The 20857-nt window shown below is 62.2% G+C and carries 14 protein-coding genes and 1 pseudogene; 5 read left to right on the forward strand and 10 right to left on the reverse strand.

The genetic code is table 11. The features are described 5' to 3' along the window. Positions 1-56 precede the first annotated feature (56 nt). The 7 genes from addA to regB form a co-directional block, all read right to left on the reverse strand. Positions 57-3416, reverse strand: a complete 3360-nt coding sequence (addA, locus tag AC2FMD_RS14755; protein ID WP_496795159.1) for a double-strand break repair helicase AddA — start codon at positions 3414-3416, stop codon at positions 57-59. Further along, positions 3413-6340 (reverse strand): double-strand break repair protein AddB, encoded by a 2928-nt coding sequence (gene addB, locus AC2FMD_RS14760; RefSeq protein WP_496795160.1) that lies wholly within the window; start codon positions 6338-6340, stop codon positions 3413-3415. The genes addA and addB overlap by 4 nt, the downstream gene beginning before the upstream one ends. Continuing rightward, positions 6333-7019: a nucleotidyltransferase family protein gene (locus tag AC2FMD_RS14765; protein WP_496795161.1), complete on the reverse strand. Its 687-nt coding sequence runs from the start codon at positions 7017-7019 to the stop codon at positions 6333-6335. Before AC2FMD_RS14765 ends, addB begins: the two co-directional genes overlap by 8 nt. Further along, complete coding sequence (locus tag AC2FMD_RS14770; protein ID WP_496711036.1) at positions 7016-8020, reverse strand: aminoglycoside phosphotransferase family protein; 1005 nt, start codon at positions 8018-8020, stop codon at positions 7016-7018. The genes AC2FMD_RS14765 and AC2FMD_RS14770 overlap by 4 nt, the downstream gene beginning before the upstream one ends. After that, complete coding sequence (gene tsaE / locus AC2FMD_RS14775; RefSeq protein ID WP_496683638.1) at positions 8017-8487, reverse strand: tRNA (adenosine(37)-N6)-threonylcarbamoyltransferase complex ATPase subunit type 1 TsaE; 471 nt, start codon at positions 8485-8487, stop codon at positions 8017-8019. The genes AC2FMD_RS14770 and tsaE overlap by 4 nt, the downstream gene beginning before the upstream one ends. Positions 8488-8528: 41 nt before the next feature. Then, a complete protein-coding gene (locus AC2FMD_RS14780) occupies positions 8529-10037 on the reverse strand; it encodes a PAS-domain containing protein (protein ID WP_496711037.1) in 1509 nt (502 codons plus the stop codon). A gap of 66 nt (positions 10038-10103) precedes the next feature. Continuing rightward, positions 10104-11501 (reverse strand): sensor histidine kinase RegB, encoded by a 1398-nt coding sequence (gene regB / locus AC2FMD_RS14785; RefSeq protein WP_496687904.1) that lies wholly within the window; start codon positions 11499-11501, stop codon positions 10104-10106. 90 nt (positions 11502-11591) lie between these two features. On the opposite strand from regB, the gene AC2FMD_RS14790 reads away from it, so the two are divergent. Both AC2FMD_RS14790 and AC2FMD_RS14795 read left to right on the forward strand, forming a co-directional pair. Beyond that, positions 11592-12215, forward strand: a complete 624-nt coding sequence (locus AC2FMD_RS14790) for an SCO family protein (protein WP_496742729.1) — start codon at positions 11592-11594, stop codon at positions 12213-12215. Between the two features lie 79 nt (positions 12216-12294). Beyond that, positions 12295-12849, forward strand: a complete 555-nt coding sequence (locus AC2FMD_RS14795) for an ActR/PrrA/RegA family redox response regulator transcription factor (RefSeq protein ID WP_496683628.1) — start codon at positions 12295-12297, stop codon at positions 12847-12849. 101 nt (positions 12850-12950) lie between these two features. Here AC2FMD_RS14795 and AC2FMD_RS14800 read toward each other — a convergent pair whose 3' ends face one another. Together AC2FMD_RS14800 and AC2FMD_RS14805 are read right to left on the reverse strand one after the other, a co-directional pair. Beyond that, positions 12951-14855, reverse strand: a complete 1905-nt coding sequence (locus AC2FMD_RS14800) for a DUF3604 domain-containing protein (RefSeq protein WP_496795162.1) — start codon at positions 14853-14855, stop codon at positions 12951-12953. Positions 14856-15041: 186 nt separating this feature from the next. Continuing rightward, positions 15042-15674 (reverse strand): annotated as a pseudogene (locus AC2FMD_RS14805) (tyrosine-type recombinase/integrase). Positions 15675-16044: 370 nt separating this feature from the next. Here AC2FMD_RS14805 and AC2FMD_RS14810 point away from each other — a divergent pair. Further along, on the forward strand, positions 16045-17076 hold the full coding sequence (locus tag AC2FMD_RS14810; RefSeq protein WP_496795163.1) for an AraC family transcriptional regulator: 1032 nt from the start codon (positions 16045-16047) through the stop codon (positions 17074-17076). 92 nt (positions 17077-17168) lie between these two features. Further along, on the forward strand, positions 17169-19268 hold the full coding sequence (locus tag AC2FMD_RS14815) for an alkyl/aryl-sulfatase (RefSeq protein ID WP_496795164.1): 2100 nt from the start codon (positions 17169-17171) through the stop codon (positions 19266-19268). A gap of 388 nt (positions 19269-19656) precedes the next feature. Here the strand turns inward: AC2FMD_RS14815 and AC2FMD_RS14820 are convergent, their stop codons facing one another. Next, the gene (locus AC2FMD_RS14820) at positions 19657-20250 is read right to left on the reverse strand and encodes an HD domain-containing protein (protein WP_496711042.1); all 594 of its coding nucleotides are present in this window, start codon (positions 20248-20250) and stop codon (positions 19657-19659) included. Between the two features lie 207 nt (positions 20251-20457). On the opposite strand from AC2FMD_RS14820, the gene AC2FMD_RS14825 reads away from it, so the two are divergent. Then, the gene (locus AC2FMD_RS14825; protein ID WP_496684099.1) at positions 20458-20772 is read left to right on the forward strand and encodes a hypothetical protein; all 315 of its coding nucleotides are present in this window, start codon (positions 20458-20460) and stop codon (positions 20770-20772) included. Positions 20773-20857 lie beyond the last annotated feature (85 nt).

Genomic DNA, 20857 nt, shown 5'->3' on the forward strand with positions numbered 1-20857 from the left:
TGTCTCCTGAATGACATGCGCTTGGGAGTAGAACGTAGGTGTCCCCAAGAGGGAGGTCAAGATATCTGGGCACGCCCCAAGGCCTCCGTCACAAGATCGTGTGGCAGCCACATCAGACGTGCCGTCCGGGTCCACAGGATCGCGGTGCGGATCTCGCGACCGGGATAGATCTGCGACAGCGCGGCGGCATAGGCGCCCATCTGGCGCAGCAGGCCCTCGGGGCAGGTCTCGGCCCGATCGGGAACCGTAGCGTTCGATTTGAAATCAATGACTTGCACCACGTCATCCGTCACGATCAACCGATCGATCACCCCGTGGATCCGACGACCGTCCAGAGTGGCCGAGACGGGCACCTCTGCCAACGCGGCCGGGGCAAAGACGGGGGCCAGGTCCGGCGCCGTCAGCACGCCCGACGCCTCGGCCAGAAGGTCGCGGCGGTCGCCTTCCTGCATATCGGGCAGAAGCCGGGCGCAGAGCTGATCCCACCGGTCGCGCGGCGCCTCGGCCAGATGTTCGAGCAGCAGGTGCAGGTGGGTGCCGCGCAGCTTGGCGGCCTCTTCCTCAAGCCCGGTCTCGCCCGGCAGGGCCTTGGCCCCGCCCAGATCGGACGGGCTGAGCGTTTCGGGATCGGGTATCGGCTCGGATGCGGGCCGGTGAAACAGGTCCGGTAGGATCTCCTGCGCCGGTTCCGGGGTCGGGCGATGGTCCAGTGGCAGACCCTCCCAATCGCCATGCGCCAGACGGCGGATGCCGGTGCCGGGGATCTCGGTGGCCCCTGCCCGGCCCATCGCCTCTTCGACCAGTTGGTACCAGCTGGACCCGTCCTTGCCCAGATCGCCGGCAGCCGCCACGATCAGCCATTTCTCGGCCCGGGTCAGCGCGACGTACAGCAAACGCAGCCGCTCGTTTTCCTCGCGTTGGCGCGCGTCTTCGCGGGCACGGGCAATCAGGTTCGGCGACAGGTCGGCGGGCACCTTCCACAGCGGCGTTCCGTCGGCGACCATGATCTCGGCATCGCGGGGCGGCTGCCGCTTGCCGGTGTCCGGCAGGATCACGACCGGCGCCTCCAATCCTTTCGAGCCATGTACCGTCATCACCCGGATCATGTCGCCCACGCCGGTCATCTGGCGCTTGATCTCCAGGTCATCGGTCTGCATCCAGACCAGGAAACCGGTAAGGCTGGGAATGTCCGACCGCTCATAAGCCAGCGCCTGCGACAGCAGCGCGTTGATGCCGTCCTCGGCCTCGGCGCCCAAACGGCCCAACAGTTTGCGGCGGCCGTCATGGCGGGTCAGCACCCGTTCGATCAGGTCATAGGGGCGCAGAAAGTCCACCTGCCCGCGCAGATCGTTCAACACAGCCAGCGTTTCGGGAAAATCCCCGGCGCGTTGGCGCAGCGCCGCCCACAGGTACCTTTCCTGTCGGCGATGAGCAAGGTCGAACAGCATCTGCTCGGACCAGCCGAACAGCGGCGATTTCAGTACCGTGGCCAGCGACAGGTCATCCTCGGGCGTGGCAAGGAAACTCAGCAGTGCGGCCAAATCCTTGACCGCAAGTTCCGCGCCCACCTTCAGCCGGTCGGCCCCCGCGATCGGCAGACCCTGGGCCTTGCAGGCGCGGATAATCTCGGCGAACAGGTCCGAGCGGCGCTGCACCAGGATCAGAAAATCCCCCGGCCGCACCTTCCGGCGCACGAATGTACCGCGCGTGGGGCCGTCTTCGGGGATGGTTTCGCCGGCGTCGATCATGGCCTTGATGCGCGCGGCGATCTGGTTGGCCAGGATCACCGTGTGATGCTGCGCCGCGGGCCGATCGACCGGGTCGGTCCAGTCGCCCTCGTCCGCGTCCTCGACCTTTTCCACCACCGGCCACAGATCGACCCGGCCCGGCAGATCGGCCTTGAAGGCGCGGTGCTGGGACTCTTTCTGAAACCCCGCCTCGGCGCGGTTTTCGAACAGGATATCGACCAGCGATAGGATGGCGCTGGAGGAGCGGAACGAATATTCCAGCGTCCAATCCCACAGTTTAGAGCCTGATTCCTGCAATTTCCGCCCAAACTCGGCTTGCATCCGGTCAAAGGCCTGCGGGTCGGCCCCCTGAAAGGAATAGATCGATTGTTTCTTGTCGCCGACCACGAAGATCGTGCGCTCGACCCCGGAACGCGCGCCCTCGCCGCTGGTGAATTCCTGTGCCAGTTTCTCGACCACATCCCATTGATCAGGGCTGGTGTCCTGCGCCTCGTCCACAAGGATGTGGTCGATCCCGCCATCCAGCCGGTACAGCACCCAAGCGGCCACCGCCGGGTCGTTCAGCAACAGGCGCGCGCGCAGGATCAGGTCGTCGAAATCCAGCCAGCCGCGCAGTTGCTTGCGGCGCTCGTATTCCGGCAGGAACGCCGCCGCGAAGCGGTGCAGCACCATGGATTTGCGCGCGGCTGCCAGCGCCAGACGCCCTTCCCGCGCGGCCTCGACCCGCCGCATCAGTGCCTCGAGCGGATCCATCTGCCCCGCCAGAACCCCCTCGCGCAGCGCCTTGGTAGGAAAGCTGTTGATCTTGGCGGTAAAGGGCTCTTTGGCGGATTTTCCGGTCAGGAACACGTCTTCCAGCACCGGCAACTGACCCAAGGCGGGTTCGGTGAAGCCCGACAGTTTCTCGGCCGCCTTGGCGTCGGTCTTGCTGCCGCCCGCCAGCGCCGGAAGGATCGACCGGATCAGCTCGGCCTCGCCGCCCAGAAACACCTGCGCCAGCAGCGCGTCCTCGTCGAACCTCTCGGGCAGGCCAAAACGGGCCAGCAGGTCGGGCCATTGCAGCGCGGGCGTGAACAGGGTGCGTTTCTGGGCGATCGCGGCGGTCAGCTTGTCAAAGCCGGTATCGGTGATGTGGCGGGCCACATCCTCGATCAGGCGGGCCTGTGGGCCTTCGGCAAAATCCTCGACGATTTCCCCGCGCAGCAGGGCCGCGGCGCGGTCTTCCATTTCGGAAAACTGCGGGCTGACCCCGGCCTCCAGCGGGAACCGCCGCAGCAGCGAGGCGCAGAACGAGTGGATCGTCTGGATCTTCAACCCGCCCGGCGTTTCGATGGCACGCGCGAACAGGGTGCGGGCACGGGCCAGGCGGTCGGGGTCGATTACCCCTTCGACGCCCAGTTCGGTCAGTTGCCGCAGCAACGCCGCGTCGTCCAGCATCGCCCATTCGCCCAGCCGCTTGAACAGGCGGTTCTGCATCTCGCTGGCGGCGGCCTTGGTGTAGGTCAGGCACAGGATGTGCTGCGGCTGTACACCATCCAGCAGCAGCCGCGCCACGCGATCGGTCAGAACCCGCGTCTTGCCCGAGCCCGCATTGGCCGCCAGCCAGGTCGAAGCATCGGGCCGCGCCGCCTGAACCTGCCGTTCGGTTGCTTCGTCGCGCGGCGTCATGTCAGATCCTCGGGCTTGGTTTCGGCGGTGCGGTCCCATTCGCCGAACCGCGCCAGGTGGTCATAATCGCCCACGTCGCTGTCCTTGTGCATCATCCGGCGCGAAGAAAACCCCTGATCAGGCTCTAAATAAGCAGAAATCAGCTCTTTCAGCTCGGCCAGAACCTTGTCGGGCGGCTCTTTTTCCAAGGGTGCCGGGACCTCTTTGTAGGTGCCGCCCATACCGATGAACACGGCGCTGGCCACGGCCATCGGGTCAAAGCCGTCGATCCCGCCCTGCTCGGCCATCGCGGCCTCGATCAGCAGCTGTTTGTCGAACTTGGCCTGCTGCGATTCCGAGGGTGGCGTGCCGGTCTTGTAGTCGATGATGGTCAGGGCGCCGCGGCTGTTGCGGTCGATTCGGTCGGCGCGGCCATTCAGAGTGAAACCAAGCGGTTCCAGCGTCAGGCGCATCTTGGCCTCGAACGCGATCGGGCCGCCGTCGCTGCGGCGGCTGATCTCGGCGCGCAGAAAGTCGTCTGCGATCCGCTCCAGCCGCGCCAGCCACAGTTTTCGGGCGGTAGGCCAGGCGACATGCTGATCCAGAAGCGCCTCGGCCCGTTTCAGGAAATTGTCGCGGGTCAGCAGCGCGCCTTCCAGCACGCTGTCCTTGACGAAATGTTCCAGGATCTCGTGGATCACGATACCGCGCAGCAGGGCGTCGGGCGCCTGCACCAGCGGGTCCAGCGGTTTCAGGCGCAGGACGTGCTTGGCATAAATCGCATAGGGGTCGCGGATCAGCTTCTTGATCTCGGTCACCGACAGGCGGCGCGGGCGCGCGGCCGCCGGCGGGCGCGGTGAAGGACGCGGTGCGGCGGCGATCCGGGGCGCCTGTTCCAGCATCTCGGACCAGCGCAGCCATGTCTTGCCCCGGTCGCGCATCTGTTCAAGCGCCGCGCGGCCGCCCTGATCCGGCAGGCCCTGCAACAGGTTGGTCAACCGGTTCAGCCAGCGTGACGGCACGGTTTCGGCATCATCCGAGCGCACCGCGCGGGTCAGCCAGACCTCGGGCGCGCCGATGGCCTGCTGGAAATCATGGGCCGACAGGCCGATGCGCCGTTCCGGCAGCAGCAGGCCGGCACGGTCGCGCATCTGGCGGTTCAACCAGGGGTCGGGCGTGGGGGCCTCGGGCCAGCTGCCCTCGTTCAGCCCGCCCAGAATCAGCAGGTCGGCACCCTGCACGCGCGCTTCGAGCGTGCCCCAGATCATGATCCGCGGGTGGGGGGCGTCGCGGTCGCGGACCTCTTGCCCGGCCAGCAGCGCACCCAACAGATCGGCGAAATCCAGCGCCGTCATCTCGCCGCCGTGCTCGGCCTCGTCCGCAAGGCCCGAGATCACCGCCAGAGCCGCTTGGCCTGCATTCTTGTCCCACAGCTCGCCCGCGCCGGCGGTTCCGGCGCCAGCAATCGCTTCGGCCAGATCGCGCAGGCGCTGCACCCAGTCGGTGAGCGGCAGGGTGCCGCTGATCTGCTGGTCGCAGAAATTGCGGATCAGCCACTGGGCCCACGCATCGGGTACTTCTTTTTCGACGGCAAAACCTGTCAGGCTGGCGCGGTCGGGGAAGGGCGGGCCATTGCGGCGCAGGTGCAGTTCTAGATCGCGGCTGTGCAGCAGATGGGCACCGCGGTCGCCCGCGCTGTGGCACAAGGGGTGTTTCAGCAAGGTCAGCAGCGCCTCGGCATCCAGACGGCGCGCGAACAGCCCGGCCACATGACGCAGGAACCGGCCCGGCGGCGACAGTTGCAGCGGCAGGCCGGCACTGTCGTCGGGCAGGATGTTCCAGCGGTCCAGAGCAGCGCTGACCTGGCGGGTCAGCATCCGGTCGGGGGTGATCAGGGCAGCGGTCTGTCCGGTCTCGGCCGCCTGCCGCAGGCGCAGGGCGATGGCCAGCGCCTCGGCCCGCGGCGATTGCGCCTCGACCAGGGTGATGTCGCGCGTCGCGGCATCAAGATCGCGCAGCCGCGGGCCTTCGCTCATCCAGGCATCGGTAATCGGGGCCGGACGCAACGCCAATGAAACCAGACGGTTGCGCGCGGGCGAGGGGGGCTGGTCCGGGGTCCAGGCTGCGATCTGATCCGGCTCCAAGCCCAGTTCTGTCATCAGCTTGCGGAACCGGTATTGCGGGTGATCTTCCGAGGTCATTGTCGAATCCAACCGCTCCCAGACATGGGCGGGCTGGTCGAAATCGTACCCCGGCAGGATCAGCGCCCCCTGCGGCAGCCGCGCCACCGCTTGCATCAGCATCAGCGTGGTCCCGCGCGAGCCGGTGGACCCGGCCAGGATCACCGGGTGTTGCGGCGGCGCGTCCTGCCAGCGGGCGATCAGGTTTTCGACCACGCGGCGTTGGCGGGCCTGCACGTCCAGGCTGCCATCCTCGGTCTTCAGGAACTGGTCGGCGATGCCGATGAAGGCCTGCGCCCGTGCCCAATGGCCCGACAGGTCGGTCACGTCCAGCTGCCGGATCGCCTCGGGCGAGACGCCTTCGCCCTGCATCTCTTCGATCAGGGCGGCGAGGCTGTCGGACAGGTCGAACAGCGACGACCGTGCAGCCAGGTCCGGTTGCTGGTCGAGCAGGCGGGACACCAGTTGCGTCAGTTCCAGCCGTCGCCGCAAGGGCGGCACGGCGGGCGGCACCTGATCCAGATCGACGCTTTCGCCCAGATCAGTCACCAGCGAAATGCGGGGCAACAGGCAGGGCGGGCCCTGATCGAACAGCTCGCGCACGCGGCGGGCCATGCGGCGGGTGTTCAGCACCAGTTGTACGCGGGCCAGTGCCTCGGGCGGGCGGCCGTCGCAGCGCGCCCGCAGCCCGCGCACCAGTGCCTGCGGAAAATCCGCGCCGGGCGGCACTGCAAAGACCCGGGGGGTGGCGCCGGGTTCAAACATCGGCCAGCATCTCCTCGGCCAGAGCGATGCCTTCGGGGCGGCCGACATCGCACCAGCGCCCGGGATACTGTAGCCCGTACAGCCGTCCATCGCGCTGCATCCGGTCCCACAAAACATTGAGTGAGAACGCTTTTTCTGGAATGTCCGCCAGACCGTTGGTCTTGAGGATCTGAATGCCGCCATAGACGTGACCCGGCCCGCGTGCAAGCCGGTCTTGGGGGTCGATCTTGAAGTCTCCGGGGCCTGCATGTCCGATCGTCTGTGCGATCGGCACGCAGATCAACAGCGCGTCCATCCGCGCCGGGTCCCAGGCCGCCTGCAGCAACTCCAAAGGGTTGGGCCCGGACCAGATCGCATCGGTATTCATCGTGAATACCGGCCCCGGACCCAGCAGTGGCAAGGCTGCCCGCAACCCGCCGCCGGTTTCCAGGATTTCCGGCTGTTCGTGTGACAGCAGAACACCACGCGGCGCCAAATGATCGGTCAGTTGATCGGCCATGTAGTGTAGGTTCGCGACCACACGGCGCGGCCTCACCGCATCCGTCAACTCCAGCGTATGGTCGATCAGCGGCCGTCCGGCCACCGGGATCAGCGGCTTGGGCCGGGTGCGGGTCAACGCGCCCATCCGGGTGCCGAAACCGGCGGCAAACAGCATCACGGCCTGCGGTCTTGCGGTCATGCGCCCCTCAGACGTGCCAGGTTTTCCGGGGTGGGTTCGGGCAGGGCCGAGCGCAGCAGGTCGGCCAGGGAAATCAACGCGGGATGTTCCAGATCGCGCATCAGATGCGCCCAGGTGGCTGGGATCAGATCGATGTAATGCGGCTTGCCATAGTCCATGGCCAGCCGGGCGAACACGCCGAGAATACGCAGGTTCCGTTGGACGCCCAGAACGCTGTAGGCAGTGCGGAAGTCATGATCGTCCACGCCGGTGGACGCGATGTAGCGCTGGATCATCTGCATCTCGACTCCTGCCGGCACGGCGCGCCGGACATCCTGCAGCAGCGACACCAGATCATAGGCCGGATGGCACAGCATCGCGCATTGGAAATCCAGCAGGCCGACCCGGCGGACCCCATCGCGATCCTGCAGCCAGATCAGGTTCTCGGCGTGGTAGTCCCTGAGCGTCACCACCCGTGTGCCCGAAGTTTCCTGATGCAGGATGTCGGCAAAGCGGTGTTCGAACCGCGCCCGGGCGTCGGCATCGTGCCTGCCCAGAATTCCTTCCGCATATTTGGTGAAGGCCAGTGCCGACAGTTCGGTCATCAGGGATGGATCATAGCTGTCCAGCGCGGGCAAGGAGGCGGCGTGCAAATGCACCAGAACGTCGGTGGCGGCGTCGTACAACGCGCGCTCTTTCGCGGGCGCGCGTTCCAGCACCCGGGCGAACAGCTCATCACCGAAATCTTCCAGCAGCAGAAAGCCGTGCTCGGCATCCTCGGCCAGGATTTCAGGCGCACTCAGACCGATGGAATTCAGGTAGCGGGCGACCTTGACAAAGGGCCGGACGTCCTCGCCCTTGTCCGGGGGCGCATCCATCAATACAACCGTCCTTCCCGTGTCGGGATCGGTCAGCCGCTCGTAGCGGCGGTTGGACGCGTCGCCGGCCAGCGGTTGGCGTCGTGCTCCGGACCACGGGGTCCGCCCCAGGAACGCCTGGATCAGGTCTGCACGGTTGGTCATACGGAAAACTCCAGCTTGTCAGCCCATTTCGGATCGGACCAGGACAGTGTCAGATGTCGCGTTTCCTCGTGGGCCGCGTCGGTTTTAAACGTGACCAACAAGGCCGACTCCGGCCGCAGATCGCCCAGCTTTTCTGGCCATTCGACCAGACAGATCGCTGTGTCGAACGCCTCGGTCAGGCCCAGTTCGACGATCTCGTCGGCCGAGGTCAGGCGATACAGGTCGGAATGCCATATCTCTCCGGTGGCGCCGTCATAGACCTGAACTAGGGTGAAGGTCGGTGACGGAACATCCTCGGGGACCGGCAGGACCGACCGGATCAGGCTGCGGGCGAAATGGGTCTTGCCACTGCCTATGGGTCCGTCGAGCAGCACCACGTCGCCGGGGGCCAGCCGTTGGCCCAGTTCCGCCGCCAGGCGCGACGTCTTTTCGGGCGAGTCCAGGGTTATCGAAACAGGCGAATTCATGGCGCCACAATGGACGCGCCGCACCCCCGCTGCAACCCGGTTCAGGCCGGGATCTGCATCATTCCTCTGGCCGGGTTTTCAGCCGGTTCGACCGAGAAACGGACGATGGTCGCGCCGTTCTGGATCGGGGTCACCGTGCAGGATACGGGCGTCCCGTCCGACTTGCGGATTTCCGCGCTCCACTCGGCCCGGTCATTGCGCATTTCGATGAAGTCGCGAATTTCGCCCAGAACCGGAGTCGCCTGGCATTTTTCCTGCCAGCTGCGGATGAGGTCCAACACGGTGGCGGGCTGAAAACCCTCTTCGTCCGGGTCGTTCCAAAGCTGGTGATAAGCATGGTTGGTGAAGGCCAGAGTCCCGTCATCGGCGAAAACGGCGATCGCGTCGGCCAGCTTGTCGAAGACCGACTGCATCAGGTCCATCTCGGACCGGAAGCGCCGGGTCAGGGTGATCTCGGCGGTGATGTCCTCGAACAGAAAAGCAACGGCGCCGTCGGGATGCGGGCGGCCGCTGACCGAATAGACCGATCCCGAGGGCAGCGACCAGGTTTCCTGATAGTTGCCGCCTTCGGCCGCTTCGAGCAGGTCGTTCATCTGGCTGCGCCAGCTTCGATAGTTCTTGGGTTCGGGCATCATGTGCTGGTCGCGCAGCCTGTCGAAAAAGCTGGAAAGGCTGGGGCGGCAGCTGAGAAAGTCGGGCGGCAGCGCCGTCAGGTCGATCAGTGCTGGGTTGAACAGCGCCAGCTGCCGGTTGCGGTCGAAGATCGCCAACCCGATCGACAACTGCGCGAAGGTCTTGGTCATGGTCTGGACGAATTTGCGCTGGGCGGTTTCGGCCTCGACGATCGCGTTTACGTCGACAGCATAATGCAGCATGCCCTCGTCCAGTTCGATCTGCGTCAGATCGAACCACAGCCTGTTGTCGTTGCCTTTGACCGGAATGGAAACGCGGGTCTTCCGTCCGGGCCGGGTTTCACCCGCGAGATCGGGAAACATGGGGTCGGTCAGGTCAGTATCGGGCCCCCGCACCTTGCGGGCCAGCGTTACATACGCAGCGTTGCACCAGCTGACCCTGTTCGACCGGTTCAGAAGCCATACCGGATAGGGCGCCTTGTCCATGGCCAGGCGGATCGGGTCGCTGGGGTCGCGGCGAATGGGCTCGGGTGCACCGGCCCGGTCGCGCAGGCGCACCCGTACAATCCCGTCGATCCATTCGCACAGAACTTCTCGCTCGACCGTGCAGTCGATGGCAGACACCACCATGCTGCCCTGCTCGCGCACCAGTTCAGGAGACTCGGGAAAGGCGGGAAAGTCCCTCTGCAACAGGCGACTGAGATCGTTCCAGTCATTCACCGACTCGAATCCGGACAGGGCGATGTCGGAATGGCTGATCAGGCGATCGCCATCGAACAGAAACACCGCATCCAAAAGGGATTCGGGCGCCGACAGGCCAAAGCTGTCATCGCGGGGCCGGCGCCGCGGCAACAGCCACTGCAGCGCCAGGCTTGACGAGACCAGGCTGATCGCGGCCAGAATGATCCAGTCTGCCATATCCCGTGCACCCGAAAACCCAAACCAGACCCAACTATCGACGCCAATGGTTAACGGTGTCTTAACTCAGACCCGGAACGGCTTGTTGGCACCCGAGGGAACCGGCGACTCACCGCTCTGGGCGTCGATCAGTTTCCGCGGCCAGGACACCAGAACGATGGCGCCCCGGCGCTCGGGGTCGTCGGTGAGGTCCTGATACGGATCGGATCCGTTGGCGAAGGAGAGTTCCGCACCGCTGCGCTCGAGCAGCGTCTTGGCGATGAACAGACCCAGGCCCATGCCCTCGTATTCGGGCCGCGTGCGCAGGTCGGTTTCGGCGCGTTTGCGGCGCATGAACGGATCGCCGATGCGCCCGATGATCTGGGCCGGATATCCGCGTCCGTCATCCATGATGCTGACGGTGATGCGGTCGGGGGTCCATTCGGCCTCGACCCAGACCTGCGCGCGGGCGAAATCGACCGCGTTCTGGATCAGGTTGCGCAGCCCGTGGATGATCTCGGGTTTGCGCAGGATCGAGGGCTGCTGAACGTCGCCATCCGGCCCCGGCCCTTCGGCGAAATGCACCTGTTTGCCGCGGTGGATATGCGGCTCGGCGGCTTCGTGGATCACGGTGGACAGTGGCGCCTGCCGCAGGTGCAGGTCGTCCTTTCCGGCCCGGCCCATGTCGCGCAGGATGTCGCGGCAGCGGTCGGCCTGCTCGCGGATCAGGGCGGCGTCTTCCTTCAGGTCCGGGCGGTCGTCCAATTCCTCGATCAGCTCGGCGCTGGTCAGCTTGATGGTGGCCAGAGGCGTGCCCAGCTCATGCGCGGCGGCGGCCACGACCCCGCCCAGGTCGGTCAGTTTCTGTTCGCGGGCAAGTGCCATCTGGGTAGCGGCCAGCGCCTCGGACATCGACTGGACCTCGGCGCTGATGCGGTGCGAGTAGGCGCCGATGAACACGATCGCGATCACGATGGCGGCCCAGTTTCCGAACAGCAGGATCTCGGGGATGTCCAGCACCAGCCCCAGATTGGTGCGCAGCGGCAGGTGGAACCGGGCCAGCAGCGTCGCCACGATGATCGCCGCCCCGCCGATGATCAGGGTCGAGCGGGTGCTCATGACGTTGGCGGCGATGGTCACCGGCCCCAGCAGCAGAAGTGAAAAGGGATTGTTCAGCCCGCCGGTGAGGTACAGCAGAATGGCTAGCTGCAGCAGGTCGAACAGTACCATCAGGAAGTTCTCGAACTCGGTCAGGCGCTTGTTCTGTGGGAACAGCAGCATAGCCGTCAGGTTGCCCATCACCGACACGCCGATGGCCAGATAGCACAGGCCCAGTTCCAGCTGAACGTGATAGACCTGCTGCGCCACGGTGATGGCGGTCAGCTGGCCGATGATGGCCACCCATCGCAGCAGGATCAGCGTGCGCAGCCGGATCCAACTGCTGCGTTCCTGTCCGCGCCAGAGGCTGGTGTTGGAATCCGTCATCGCGCGATTATGTCCTGTTGCGGCGGCTGGTCAACTTGATAGGTGTCGCGGCCGATCCGATCAACAACCCCTTGCGTCAGGAAATACGCCATGGTCCGTCTTTTTGCCATTCTCGCAACCGTCGTTCTGGCCCTTGGCGTAGGCGCCATGTGGCTGATGACGCGTGGCGGGCCCGAGGACAAGTTCGCCCAATGCCGGACCAGCCAGATCGCCGGCGGTTCCGCGGCCATCGGCGGCCCGTTCGAGCTGATCAACTCCAAGGGTGAAACCTTGACCGACAAGGATGTGATCACCGAGCCGTCGCTGATCTATTTCGGCTATACCTTCTGCCCCGATGTCTGCCCGCTGGACACCACCCGCAATGCCGAGGCCGTCGATATCCTGACCGAGCGCGGTTATTCGGTGACGCCGATCTTCATCTCGATCGACCCCGATCGCGACACCCCCGAGGCGGTCGGCGATTTTGCCTACAACCTGCATGAAAAGATGATCGGGCTGACCGGAACGCCCGAACAGGTCAAAGCTGCGAGCCAAGCCTACAAGACTTATTACAAGGCCCAGGACAAGAGCGACGAGTATTACCTGGTCGATCATTCCACCTTTACCTATTTCGTCACGCCGCAGGACGGATTCCTGGAGTTCTTCAAGCGGGACGACACGGCCGAGCAGATTGCCGACCGGGTCGCCTGTTTCCTGGACCAGGCAGGGAAATAGAGGGTGGTTTGACCTTTGGTGTGGCGCTGCTATTACTCAACACCAAGCCTATCGGCAGGACATAGCAGAAAGAACCCACATGGCAGACAGTGCGCAGCTTGAAATCGGCCCCGACAAATCCCTGCTTCTGGTGGATGATGACGAGCCGTTTCTGAGGCGTCTGGCCAAGGCGATGGAAAAGCGCGGGTTCGAGGTGGAAACCGCCGGATCGGTCGCCGCCGGCCGCGCCATCGCCACCGCTCGCCCACCTGCTTTTGCCGTCGTGGATCTGCGGCTTGAGGATGGCAACGGTTTGGACGTGGTCGAGGTGCTGCGGGAAAAGCGCCCCGACAGCCGGGTGGTGGTTCTGACTGGCTATGGCGCGATCGCGACTGCCGTGGCGGCCGTGAAAATCGGCGCCACAGACTATCTGTCGAAACCCGCCGACGCCACCGACATCACCAACGCGCTTCTGGCCAAGGGCGACGAACTGCCCCCGCCCCCCGAAAACCCCATGAGCGCCGACCGCGTACGGTGGGAGCATATCCAGCGGGTCTATGAACTGTGCGACCGAAACGTCTCGGAAACCGCGCGACGGCTGAACATGCACCGCCGGACCTTGCAGCGGATTCTGGCGAAGCGCAGCCCGCGGTAATACCGGGTCGCGCTACGCCTGTTCGAAGTTCAAGTACATTTGAAAGCGAGCTGGAATGGCCGCAATGCGGGACAAATGCGACATTGCTGCTGGCTTTCAAGTTAGTTTTCTTGCGTGTACCAGATTGGCGAAGTGTAGGCGCGCTCCTGATGGATCATTACGGCATCCTCTGGCAGGTCGAGGTTGCCGTAAAAAGCCTCGTCATAGGCCAGCCAGGTCGGCGTCGGGATTTCAAGCACCCGGACATAATAGTATGCACGCTGAGCCGGATCGAACTCTGGGTCCACCCAGTGCGCGCCAAGTGCGGCTGAACCAATGGTATTGGTGTAGTTCGCACCGTCCACCGTGTTGCCAACGGGTGGCAGTTTGCCGTCGGCGCCCGGATTCCGGTCTCCCGCCCACGCGGCGTCAAATACCTTGGTCTGCGGTTCGCCATTTGCATCGACCCAGCCCTTTATGATCTGGATGCGATCTAGGTTCGCGCCGTCCGGGTCGCGCAGCGCACGCACCATGAAGGTGGGGGCTGCTCCCTCTGGCCCGGCGAAGAGGTCCGCGCCCATGGGCACGCCCCGGGCATAACCCTCGACGGCGAAATCGGGACGGTGGACCTCGTCGGGTTCAAAGTCCCACCCCGCAAACACGCGGACAGTCATGCGCGGGCCGGTGGTGGCATAAACCTCCTTGCGCTTGAATGCGTCCCAGATCGCCTCTCGCGTGTTCTCCCGCGCCCATGCAGCGGCAAGACCGGACGCGAGGGTTTCATATGTGCGGATCGCGACGTCTTCACCCAGAAAATCAGGCTGGATGATGAACTCATCGTAGCGGTGATCGCCGCCGCCGGGTTCTGCCAGGGAAGCCTTGCCAAAGAAGTTGTCCTCGCGGGCGGTTGCCAGCGACGTGTGGCTGTCGGTCGCGCCGATCATCCCGAATTTGTAAGGGTTCGTGCCTATGTCTTCTTCGTATTTCAGACCGCGCGCCAGTGCCTCACGAGCGTATTCGCGTGGTAGCATGTCCGGTGTCTTAAGTGCACTGCCGAAATTTCCGCGATCCCAGCGATAATAGTCCGCGAACTCGTCATTTGGTGAGAGCATCGGGTGGGTTTCCCCGTCGCCTTTAATCTGCGTGACTTCGTATAGCGGTTCCCACCGCATCCGGCGTTCGGCGTAGGCCTGATCTATCGGTTCGCCGTTCTGACGGACATCGTCGAACATCGTGCCATTCGACAGGTTGCCGTTGTGGGCAAACGCCATGACCTGACCGCCTGTTCGGGTTTCATACGCTTCCATCCAGTCCCAAAGATCCTCCGGATCGGAACTGTCGTAGTTGGAAAATGGCACGAGGTCCGCGACTTCGTCTGCGCCATCTCGAAACATGACGATCCGATGCAGGTTGTTCAGGTCCTTGATTGAAGTCCATTCAAAGCCGTGCAGAGATGTGAACACGCCAGGTTCATTGTACCGCTCAGCTGCATCGACAATGCGCCTCCAAAATGTACGGGTCAGATCGTCGTCGTCAATCGGGTCCGTTACCGCGCCCATCGCGTCGCCCCACATTACGTATGCGCCGAGCGGGTCGCCACCGCGCACAAGATCGTGGATCTTGCGACCCCAGCTATTGGCCAGAAGCTGCGGGTTCGATTCCGCGATCATCGGCGCGAGGCCAAGGTTCTCGGCGTGGTCGGCAACAACCAGAAAATCGAGCGGACGCACAAGCTGCGCGAACTCACCGAGGGAGGCCCGCACCTTCTCGCCACGCGCGAAACGGAAAGCTTCGTCAGGACCGAGCACATTGCCGACCATCCCGGCGTCGGTCGAGTAGGAGGTGTGCAGGTGGGTATCGCCCCAGAACACTCTGTTTGGAAAAGACTGATCGACAAATGGAGAATAGCCGCGCTGACCAAGTCGGACATCTTCGGGGTTTATCGCAAGGTCGCCAGAGTATCCTTGGGCAAGTGCCGCGCCGGTGAACAATGCACTCAAGCTCACGCTCATGAATATCTTCTTCATTGCCGTCCTCCCATCAGTCAACAACGCAGAATTATTATAGCGCATGCTCGAAAGGCTGACTTGATTTGGATCAGCCGCTCATCATTGACTGCAGAATGAATGGCCGCTGTGGGCTCTTTCGCGCCGCTGACCTTTGTATCAGCGAAGAACAGGTCTTGGACGGCGCGTGCCGCTCGCCGTTTTGATTCAGATGTCGATTTTTTCGGCGATTCTCACTGCATCTTCAAGCTCGACGCCCAGGTACCGTACCGTGCTGTAGACCTTGGTGTGACCCAGCAAAAGTTGTACAGCCCGGAGATTGCCAGTCTTTCGATAGATCTCCGAGGCCTTGGTCCGGCGCAAAGAATGTGTGCCGTAGCCGCTCGGTTCCAGGCCGATGGCCGATACCCAGTCTCGAACAAGCCTCGCGTACTGCCCGGTCGAGATGTGCGGTGACGCGTGGAAGTGGCTCGGAAACAGATGTCTGCATCCCAGCATCTCGGGTTGGTCGAGCTAGGCAGCGATCGTTTCGCGCGTATTCTCAGACACTTCGAACTGGATCGGCCGATTGGTCTTGCTCCGAACAATGGTGACGCGCTCACGGATTCGGTCTTCGACGACGAGATCGCTAATCTGGAGTCCGACGAGGTCACAGCCGCGCAACTTGCTGTCTATGGCGAGGTTGAAGAGCGCAAGATCACGAAGATTGCCCGCGAGTTCGAGCCGGGCACGAATGGCCCATACCTGCGTCGGGAGCAGCGGGCGTTTCTGACCGATCAGGCAGCCCTTGTTCCGGGTCTTGCGTTTCGGTTTTGCGGCGGGAAGTTGGATTCTGGGCATAACTTAGCCTCCATCCGTCCCTCCCGGCCCACACATCAACACCGCGTTGACCATTGATTGTAAGATCAAGCGTCAACGACTGGTCTCGATGACGGGCTGCTAGCGACCGATGCCGCGCCGCCACAAGGCGGTTTCGAGCCCTTTAACGACCTTGATCTGAGGCGCAGCAGTCGTCGCTGTGGGCTGAAACCGGTCATTCTGTACAGGTCTTCCGGCGCCTTCAAGCCATTGAAGGCGAGTGGCACTCCAGGCTCAACGTCATGGAAAGAATGTGATATCGTTTGTATGGGAAATGAGGGGGTTTGCGTTGAAAGCCTTAGCGATGACAAGAATCCGGGGATGGGGCCCCTTTCCCGAACTTGTTCGTGACATGGCCGGAGATCGCGCGCTTAACCGCATCCTGAAACGCCACGATCTTCCCCTAAGCGTTCTCGATGCGCCAGAGCATCGGGTCCCTTTGGCCAAGATGATCCGCGTAATGGAGGCGGCTGCGCGTACGATCGGTGACGCGGAATTCGGTGTAAGCCTTGGCAGCAAAACCACTGCGCTCGATTACGGAAATTGGGCCGGATATGCTTATTGTGCTCCAACGCTTGGCCAAGCCCTCCAGCGTGTTTGCAGGACACTGTGGGCGCACGAAAGCGGCACAGAGATGTACTTGTCCTTGCGCGAACATCACGTTGTCTGGTGCTACAAATCAGGTCTGGCAGGCTATGAAAACACACGTCATTTCTCGGACCACCTCTTTGAAACGATGTTCGTTTTCTTTCGCGGGTTCCTGGGCGAGGGGTGGCGACCCGATTGGGTGGAAGTCGACTACGAAAAGCCGGCGAGAACGGAAAAATTAAGTGCCCTTGTTCAAAATGAAATCCGTTTCGGCCGTCCAAATTACGGTGTGGCGGTCAGGAAAGCGGACCTGAGTACAAGGCTCTCTGGGCCGCTTCCGTTCGATCGACCCATTACGTCACTTGATTTGGTAGCACCACCCGACGGGCGGCAAACCGCGTTCCTTGATGATATCCTGAAACTCATTGACCTTCGATTGATGGATCGCACCGTCGACCTCGATGGATTTGCAAGGGCCGCGGATCTGGGTCCGAGAACTGTCCAACGGAAGCTGAGCAAGCTCGGGTACACCTACAAACATCTCCTTGAAATTGCACGCAGCAGGCGTGCGATGGCGTTCCTTTTAGAAACCGATCTGCCTGTGAAAAACATAGCCGCCGAGTTGTGCTATGACGCACCGGAAAATTTCACACGCGCTTTCCGCGCGTGGCAAGGGGTCTCTCCGTCTGAATTCCGGGCAAAGGCCCAGGGAAGTCAGAAAAAGGATCCTGTGTACCTAGGCGATTGTCGCGAAATGATAGGTCGCGTGAGTAGATCGGACTTTTGCCAACGGTAAACTTTTGAGTGGAAACGGAGCGGCAAACTCACGGGTCTGCCATAGCCGGACTTTTCGGGCCTCCGTAATGTCATTTTCAGGAGGGAATTGAAATGACCACACGTCGTAATTTCATCAAGTCGGCCCCGGCGCTCGGAGCGGCATTCGCAGTGGCGCCAACATTCATTTCAGAGGAGGGGGCGGCGTATGCGCAGAGTGCGACGCCAGCCGAAGGGCATTTCCACCCGAAGGGCAAGGCGCCTTCGGAACACACTTTGAAAATTCTTGCCGAAGCGCGGGAAACGCTGCCGTTCTCAGATACGCGTGATTTTGATGAACAAGCTCGCGGGTTTATCGCGCCGATGCCCGAAGATACGATCATGGCGGATGCAGGCAACATCGCCTGGGACATGGCCAGTTTCCGCTTCTTCGACGAAGACAAGGACTGGCCAAGCATTCATCCGTCTTTGCAGAGGGTCTCGCGACTGAACCAGAACTACGGACTGTATGAAGTCATTCCCGGAATTTACCAAGTGCGGGGCTTCGATCTGTCTGACGTTTCCTTTGTGCGCGGCGAAAATGGTTGGATCGTAATCGATCCACTGATCAGTGCGGAAACAGCGCGCGCAGCATGGAAGCTATTTCAAGAGCACGTCGGTGATGGGCTGCCGGCAACCGCAGTGATCTATTCGCATTCCCATGGTGACCATTGGGGTGGTGTACGCGGCATAATCGACGAAGCTGATGTGCGTTCAGGCAAAGTGGAAATCATTGCACCGCGTGATTTCATGGAGTTCACGATTTCCGAGAATGTCTATGCTGGCAACGCTATGAACCGGCGATTGTCTTACCAGTATGGCCAACAGCTTCCGATCAACCCGTACGGTTTTGCTGGGCAGGGGCTGGGTCACCGGGTGTCTCTTGGTTCCGTTGGCCTTATTGCCCCCACCCGGATCATCGAAGAAGACATCGAATATCTCGAGGTGGATGGCGTGCGTATGGTGTTTCAGAACACGCCAGGCACTGAAGCGCCGTCCAACATGAACACTTACATTCCGGGAATGAAGGCATTGTGGATGGCCGAGAACATTACCGGCACATTACATAATATTTACACCCTGCGCGGAGCTCCGGTGCGCGATCCTCTGCGCTGGTCTAAATACATCTCGCGGGCGCTGCATCTCTTTGGCGAGGAAGCAGAAGTGATGTTCCAGTCTCACCACTGGCCGCGCTGGGGCAATGACCGTATTCAAGAGGTGATGCGGGCGCAGCGTGACATGTATGCGCATTTTAATAACCAGGTGCTGCACTTCGCCAATCAAGGCGTGACGATCAACCAGATCCAGAACGTCTATGAAATGCCCAAGAGCCTGCAAAATGAATGGCACTGCCGGGGCTATCACGGTTCACCCGAGCACAACAGTCGAGGAGTGATCCAGCGATACCTTGGTTTTTGGGATGCCAATCCAGCAACCCTGATCCCGCCATCACCCGAAGCATCGGCGCCCCTATACGTCGAGATGATGGGCGGGTCGGACAAGATCATGGCCAAAGGACAAGAGCTTTTCTCGGTTGGTGAGTACAAGATGGCCGTCGAAATCCTAAACAAACTCTTTCTCGCTGAGAACGACAACCAGCCAGCACGTGATCTGCTTGCGGACTGTTATGAGCAGCTTGGTTACCAGCAGGAAAACCCGGGACTGCGAAATAGTTACTTGTCGGGTGCCTACGAACTGCGTTCTGGTATTTCCGACGCTCCAACGGTGAGCTCAACCAGTTCTGATGTGATCCGGGCGATGTCCACGGAATTGTTCCTGAACTTCCTCGGCATCAAGATGGACAGCCGCAAAGCCGAAGGCATGCGGTTCACCATCAATCTGGTAACGCCGGACAATGGCGAGAAGTTCATCATCGAAATGGAGAACGCGACCCTGACCAATATCGAGGGATATCAGGCGGACAACCCGGACCTGACATTGGTCATAAACCGTTCGGATCTGGAAATGACTATGATGGGCGCGATTGAACTAGAGCAGCAGATCGCCGATGGCACCGCCAAGATTGAAGGTGATCCCACCGTTCTTGCGCAACTCGCCTCGACCATGGTCGATTTCGACCCGCTGTTTGAGATCCTGCCCGGCACTGCCATTCAGCACGAGGTTGCGCAATCCAATGCCTACGAAGCAGTTCCGGGTGCCACTATCCCAGAGTGACAGAAACCGCGGGGCAAGGTTCTGACCGGCACCTTGGCCCAATACCCACCCCTCATGAAAATAGTGCGATTTGAGTAACCACTTCGTCCGCGCGGAAGGCCTCCAAGGACAGCGTCGTTCCGCAAGCCCGCGAATCTTGGCTTCGACAAACTGCTGTGCAGCATCGGACCGATTGGCCGAACGGCAGGAAAGGGTCGGTCACACTCCATAGAGCCATTCGCCCTGAGGCCCGCGACCCGGTCATTGCGGATCGCAATCTCGCTGCGTTCTGCCTGAACGTCCGCATTTCCTTCTGTCATGCAGCGGGTAGTCTTGCTGCGAGCGCTCGCAGCGTAAATTCTTCACTTCTGCAGAGGGTTCTAAAGCAGATCTCGGCCTAAGTCATGTGCTACAATAACGCCAACAGCTCCGCATGCCGCGCCGTATACGCCTGCCGAGCCTCAACCGGTGGCCTTAGAGTGATTTGCAACCCCTCCATCACCGCCGCGTCCGGTCGGCCAAAGAACTTGGTTGCCTCAGCCTCGGAAAACCCCGCGATCTGGGTGGCCTCCATCCAGGCGCTGATCCGGTCGGCTTTCTTGATCTGACGTTTCACCGTTTTCGGCACCGCGGCGGGCAGGCCAAAGCGGATGTGGATAGCCGCCGCCAACCGGTCGTCCAGCGCGCCATAGCCCGGGCCGACCGCGGCCTTCACCGGCGAGATCATGTCGCCGATCACATATTCTGGCGCATCGTGCAGAAGCGCCGCCAACCGCCATTTCACCTGCGCCTTGGGGGCGATCCGGCCGAACAGCTCTTCGACCAGCAGAGAATGCTCGGCCACGGAATAGGCGAAATCACCCGCCGTCTGGCCGTTCCAGCGGGCCACGAATGCCAGCCCATGGGCGATATCCTCGATCTCGATATCCACCGGGGTCGGGTCCAGCAGGTCCAGCCTGCGGCCCGACAGCATCCGTTGCCATGCCCTGGGTTGTGTTGCCATTCTGCCATGCCCCCTTTTGCACCGAATGTGCCTGAAACGCGGTTTCGTGCTATGCTTAAGCCATCCTGATCACCGGCTGCCAACAGTTTCTTGAGCAATCGTGCTTTGAACCGGCACGTGGGGATCACGACATCAAGGCTGAGGGGGGCGCGCGTTCCTCCCGGCGTGCCCCTCTCGGATCGAAACCCGAACCGAAAGGAGCTTGTCATGTTCAAGCGTTTGTTGGGAATGGCCCTTGTCTTTGGCATGGCTGCGGCCGCGCCGCCCGCATCGGCCCAGAACTGCGCCCTGCGCGGTGATGTCATCGCCAAGCTGCAGCAGATCTATTCCGAAGAGCTGGCCTTTGGCGGATTGCAGAACACGCGGAGCGGTCAGACGGTCATGGAGGTATGGGCCTCACGCGCCACCGGCACCTATACCGTGTTGATGACCCACGCCAACGGCATCAGTTGCATTGTCGCCGCTGGCACCGATTTCTTCGAAGTGACGCCTAGGGCCGCTGCCGAAGGGGCGCCCAGTTGAATTAACGCCCGCGCCCCAATCGCCATCCACATTGCGACTTTTCCTCAACGGTGTTAGGGCCTGCCCAAACCGTTGTTGATCGGAA

It is taken from the genome of Ruegeria sp. BHSC276, from assembly GCF_059612945.1.

Excerpts from the sequence above, each read along its gene's own strand:
- addA (WP_496795159.1), bottom strand. The coding sequence starts at position 3,416 with ATGACGCCGCGCGACGAAGCAACCGAACGGCAGGTTCAGGCGGCGCGG.
- addB (WP_496795160.1), bottom strand. The coding sequence starts at position 6,340 with ATGTTTGAACCCGGCGCCACCCCCCGGGTCTTTGCAGTGCCGCCCGGC.
- AC2FMD_RS14765 (WP_496795161.1), bottom strand. The coding sequence starts at position 7,019 with ATGACCGCAAGACCGCAGGCCGTGATGCTGTTTGCCGCCGGTTTCGGC.
- AC2FMD_RS14770 (WP_496711036.1), bottom strand. The coding sequence starts at position 8,020 with ATGACCAACCGTGCAGACCTGATCCAGGCGTTCCTGGGGCGGACCCCG.
- tsaE (WP_496683638.1), bottom strand. The coding sequence starts at position 8,487 with ATGAATTCGCCTGTTTCGATAACCCTGGACTCGCCCGAAAAGACGTCG.
- AC2FMD_RS14780 (WP_496711037.1), bottom strand. The coding sequence starts at position 10,037 with ATGGCAGACTGGATCATTCTGGCCGCGATCAGCCTGGTCTCGTCAAGC.
- regB (WP_496687904.1), bottom strand. The coding sequence starts at position 11,501 with ATGACGGATTCCAACACCAGCCTCTGGCGCGGACAGGAACGCAGCAGT.
- AC2FMD_RS14790 (WP_496742729.1), top strand. The coding sequence starts at position 11,592 with ATGGTCCGTCTTTTTGCCATTCTCGCAACCGTCGTTCTGGCCCTTGGC.
- AC2FMD_RS14795 (WP_496683628.1), top strand. The coding sequence starts at position 12,295 with ATGGCAGACAGTGCGCAGCTTGAAATCGGCCCCGACAAATCCCTGCTT.
- AC2FMD_RS14800 (WP_496795162.1), bottom strand. The coding sequence starts at position 14,855 with ATGAAGAAGATATTCATGAGCGTGAGCTTGAGTGCATTGTTCACCGGC.
- AC2FMD_RS14810 (WP_496795163.1), top strand. The coding sequence starts at position 16,045 with ATGGCCGGAGATCGCGCGCTTAACCGCATCCTGAAACGCCACGATCTT.
- AC2FMD_RS14815 (WP_496795164.1), top strand. The coding sequence starts at position 17,169 with ATGACCACACGTCGTAATTTCATCAAGTCGGCCCCGGCGCTCGGAGCG.
- AC2FMD_RS14820 (WP_496711042.1), bottom strand. The coding sequence starts at position 20,250 with ATGGCAACACAACCCAGGGCATGGCAACGGATGCTGTCGGGCCGCAGG.
- AC2FMD_RS14825 (WP_496684099.1), top strand. The coding sequence starts at position 20,458 with ATGTTCAAGCGTTTGTTGGGAATGGCCCTTGTCTTTGGCATGGCTGCG.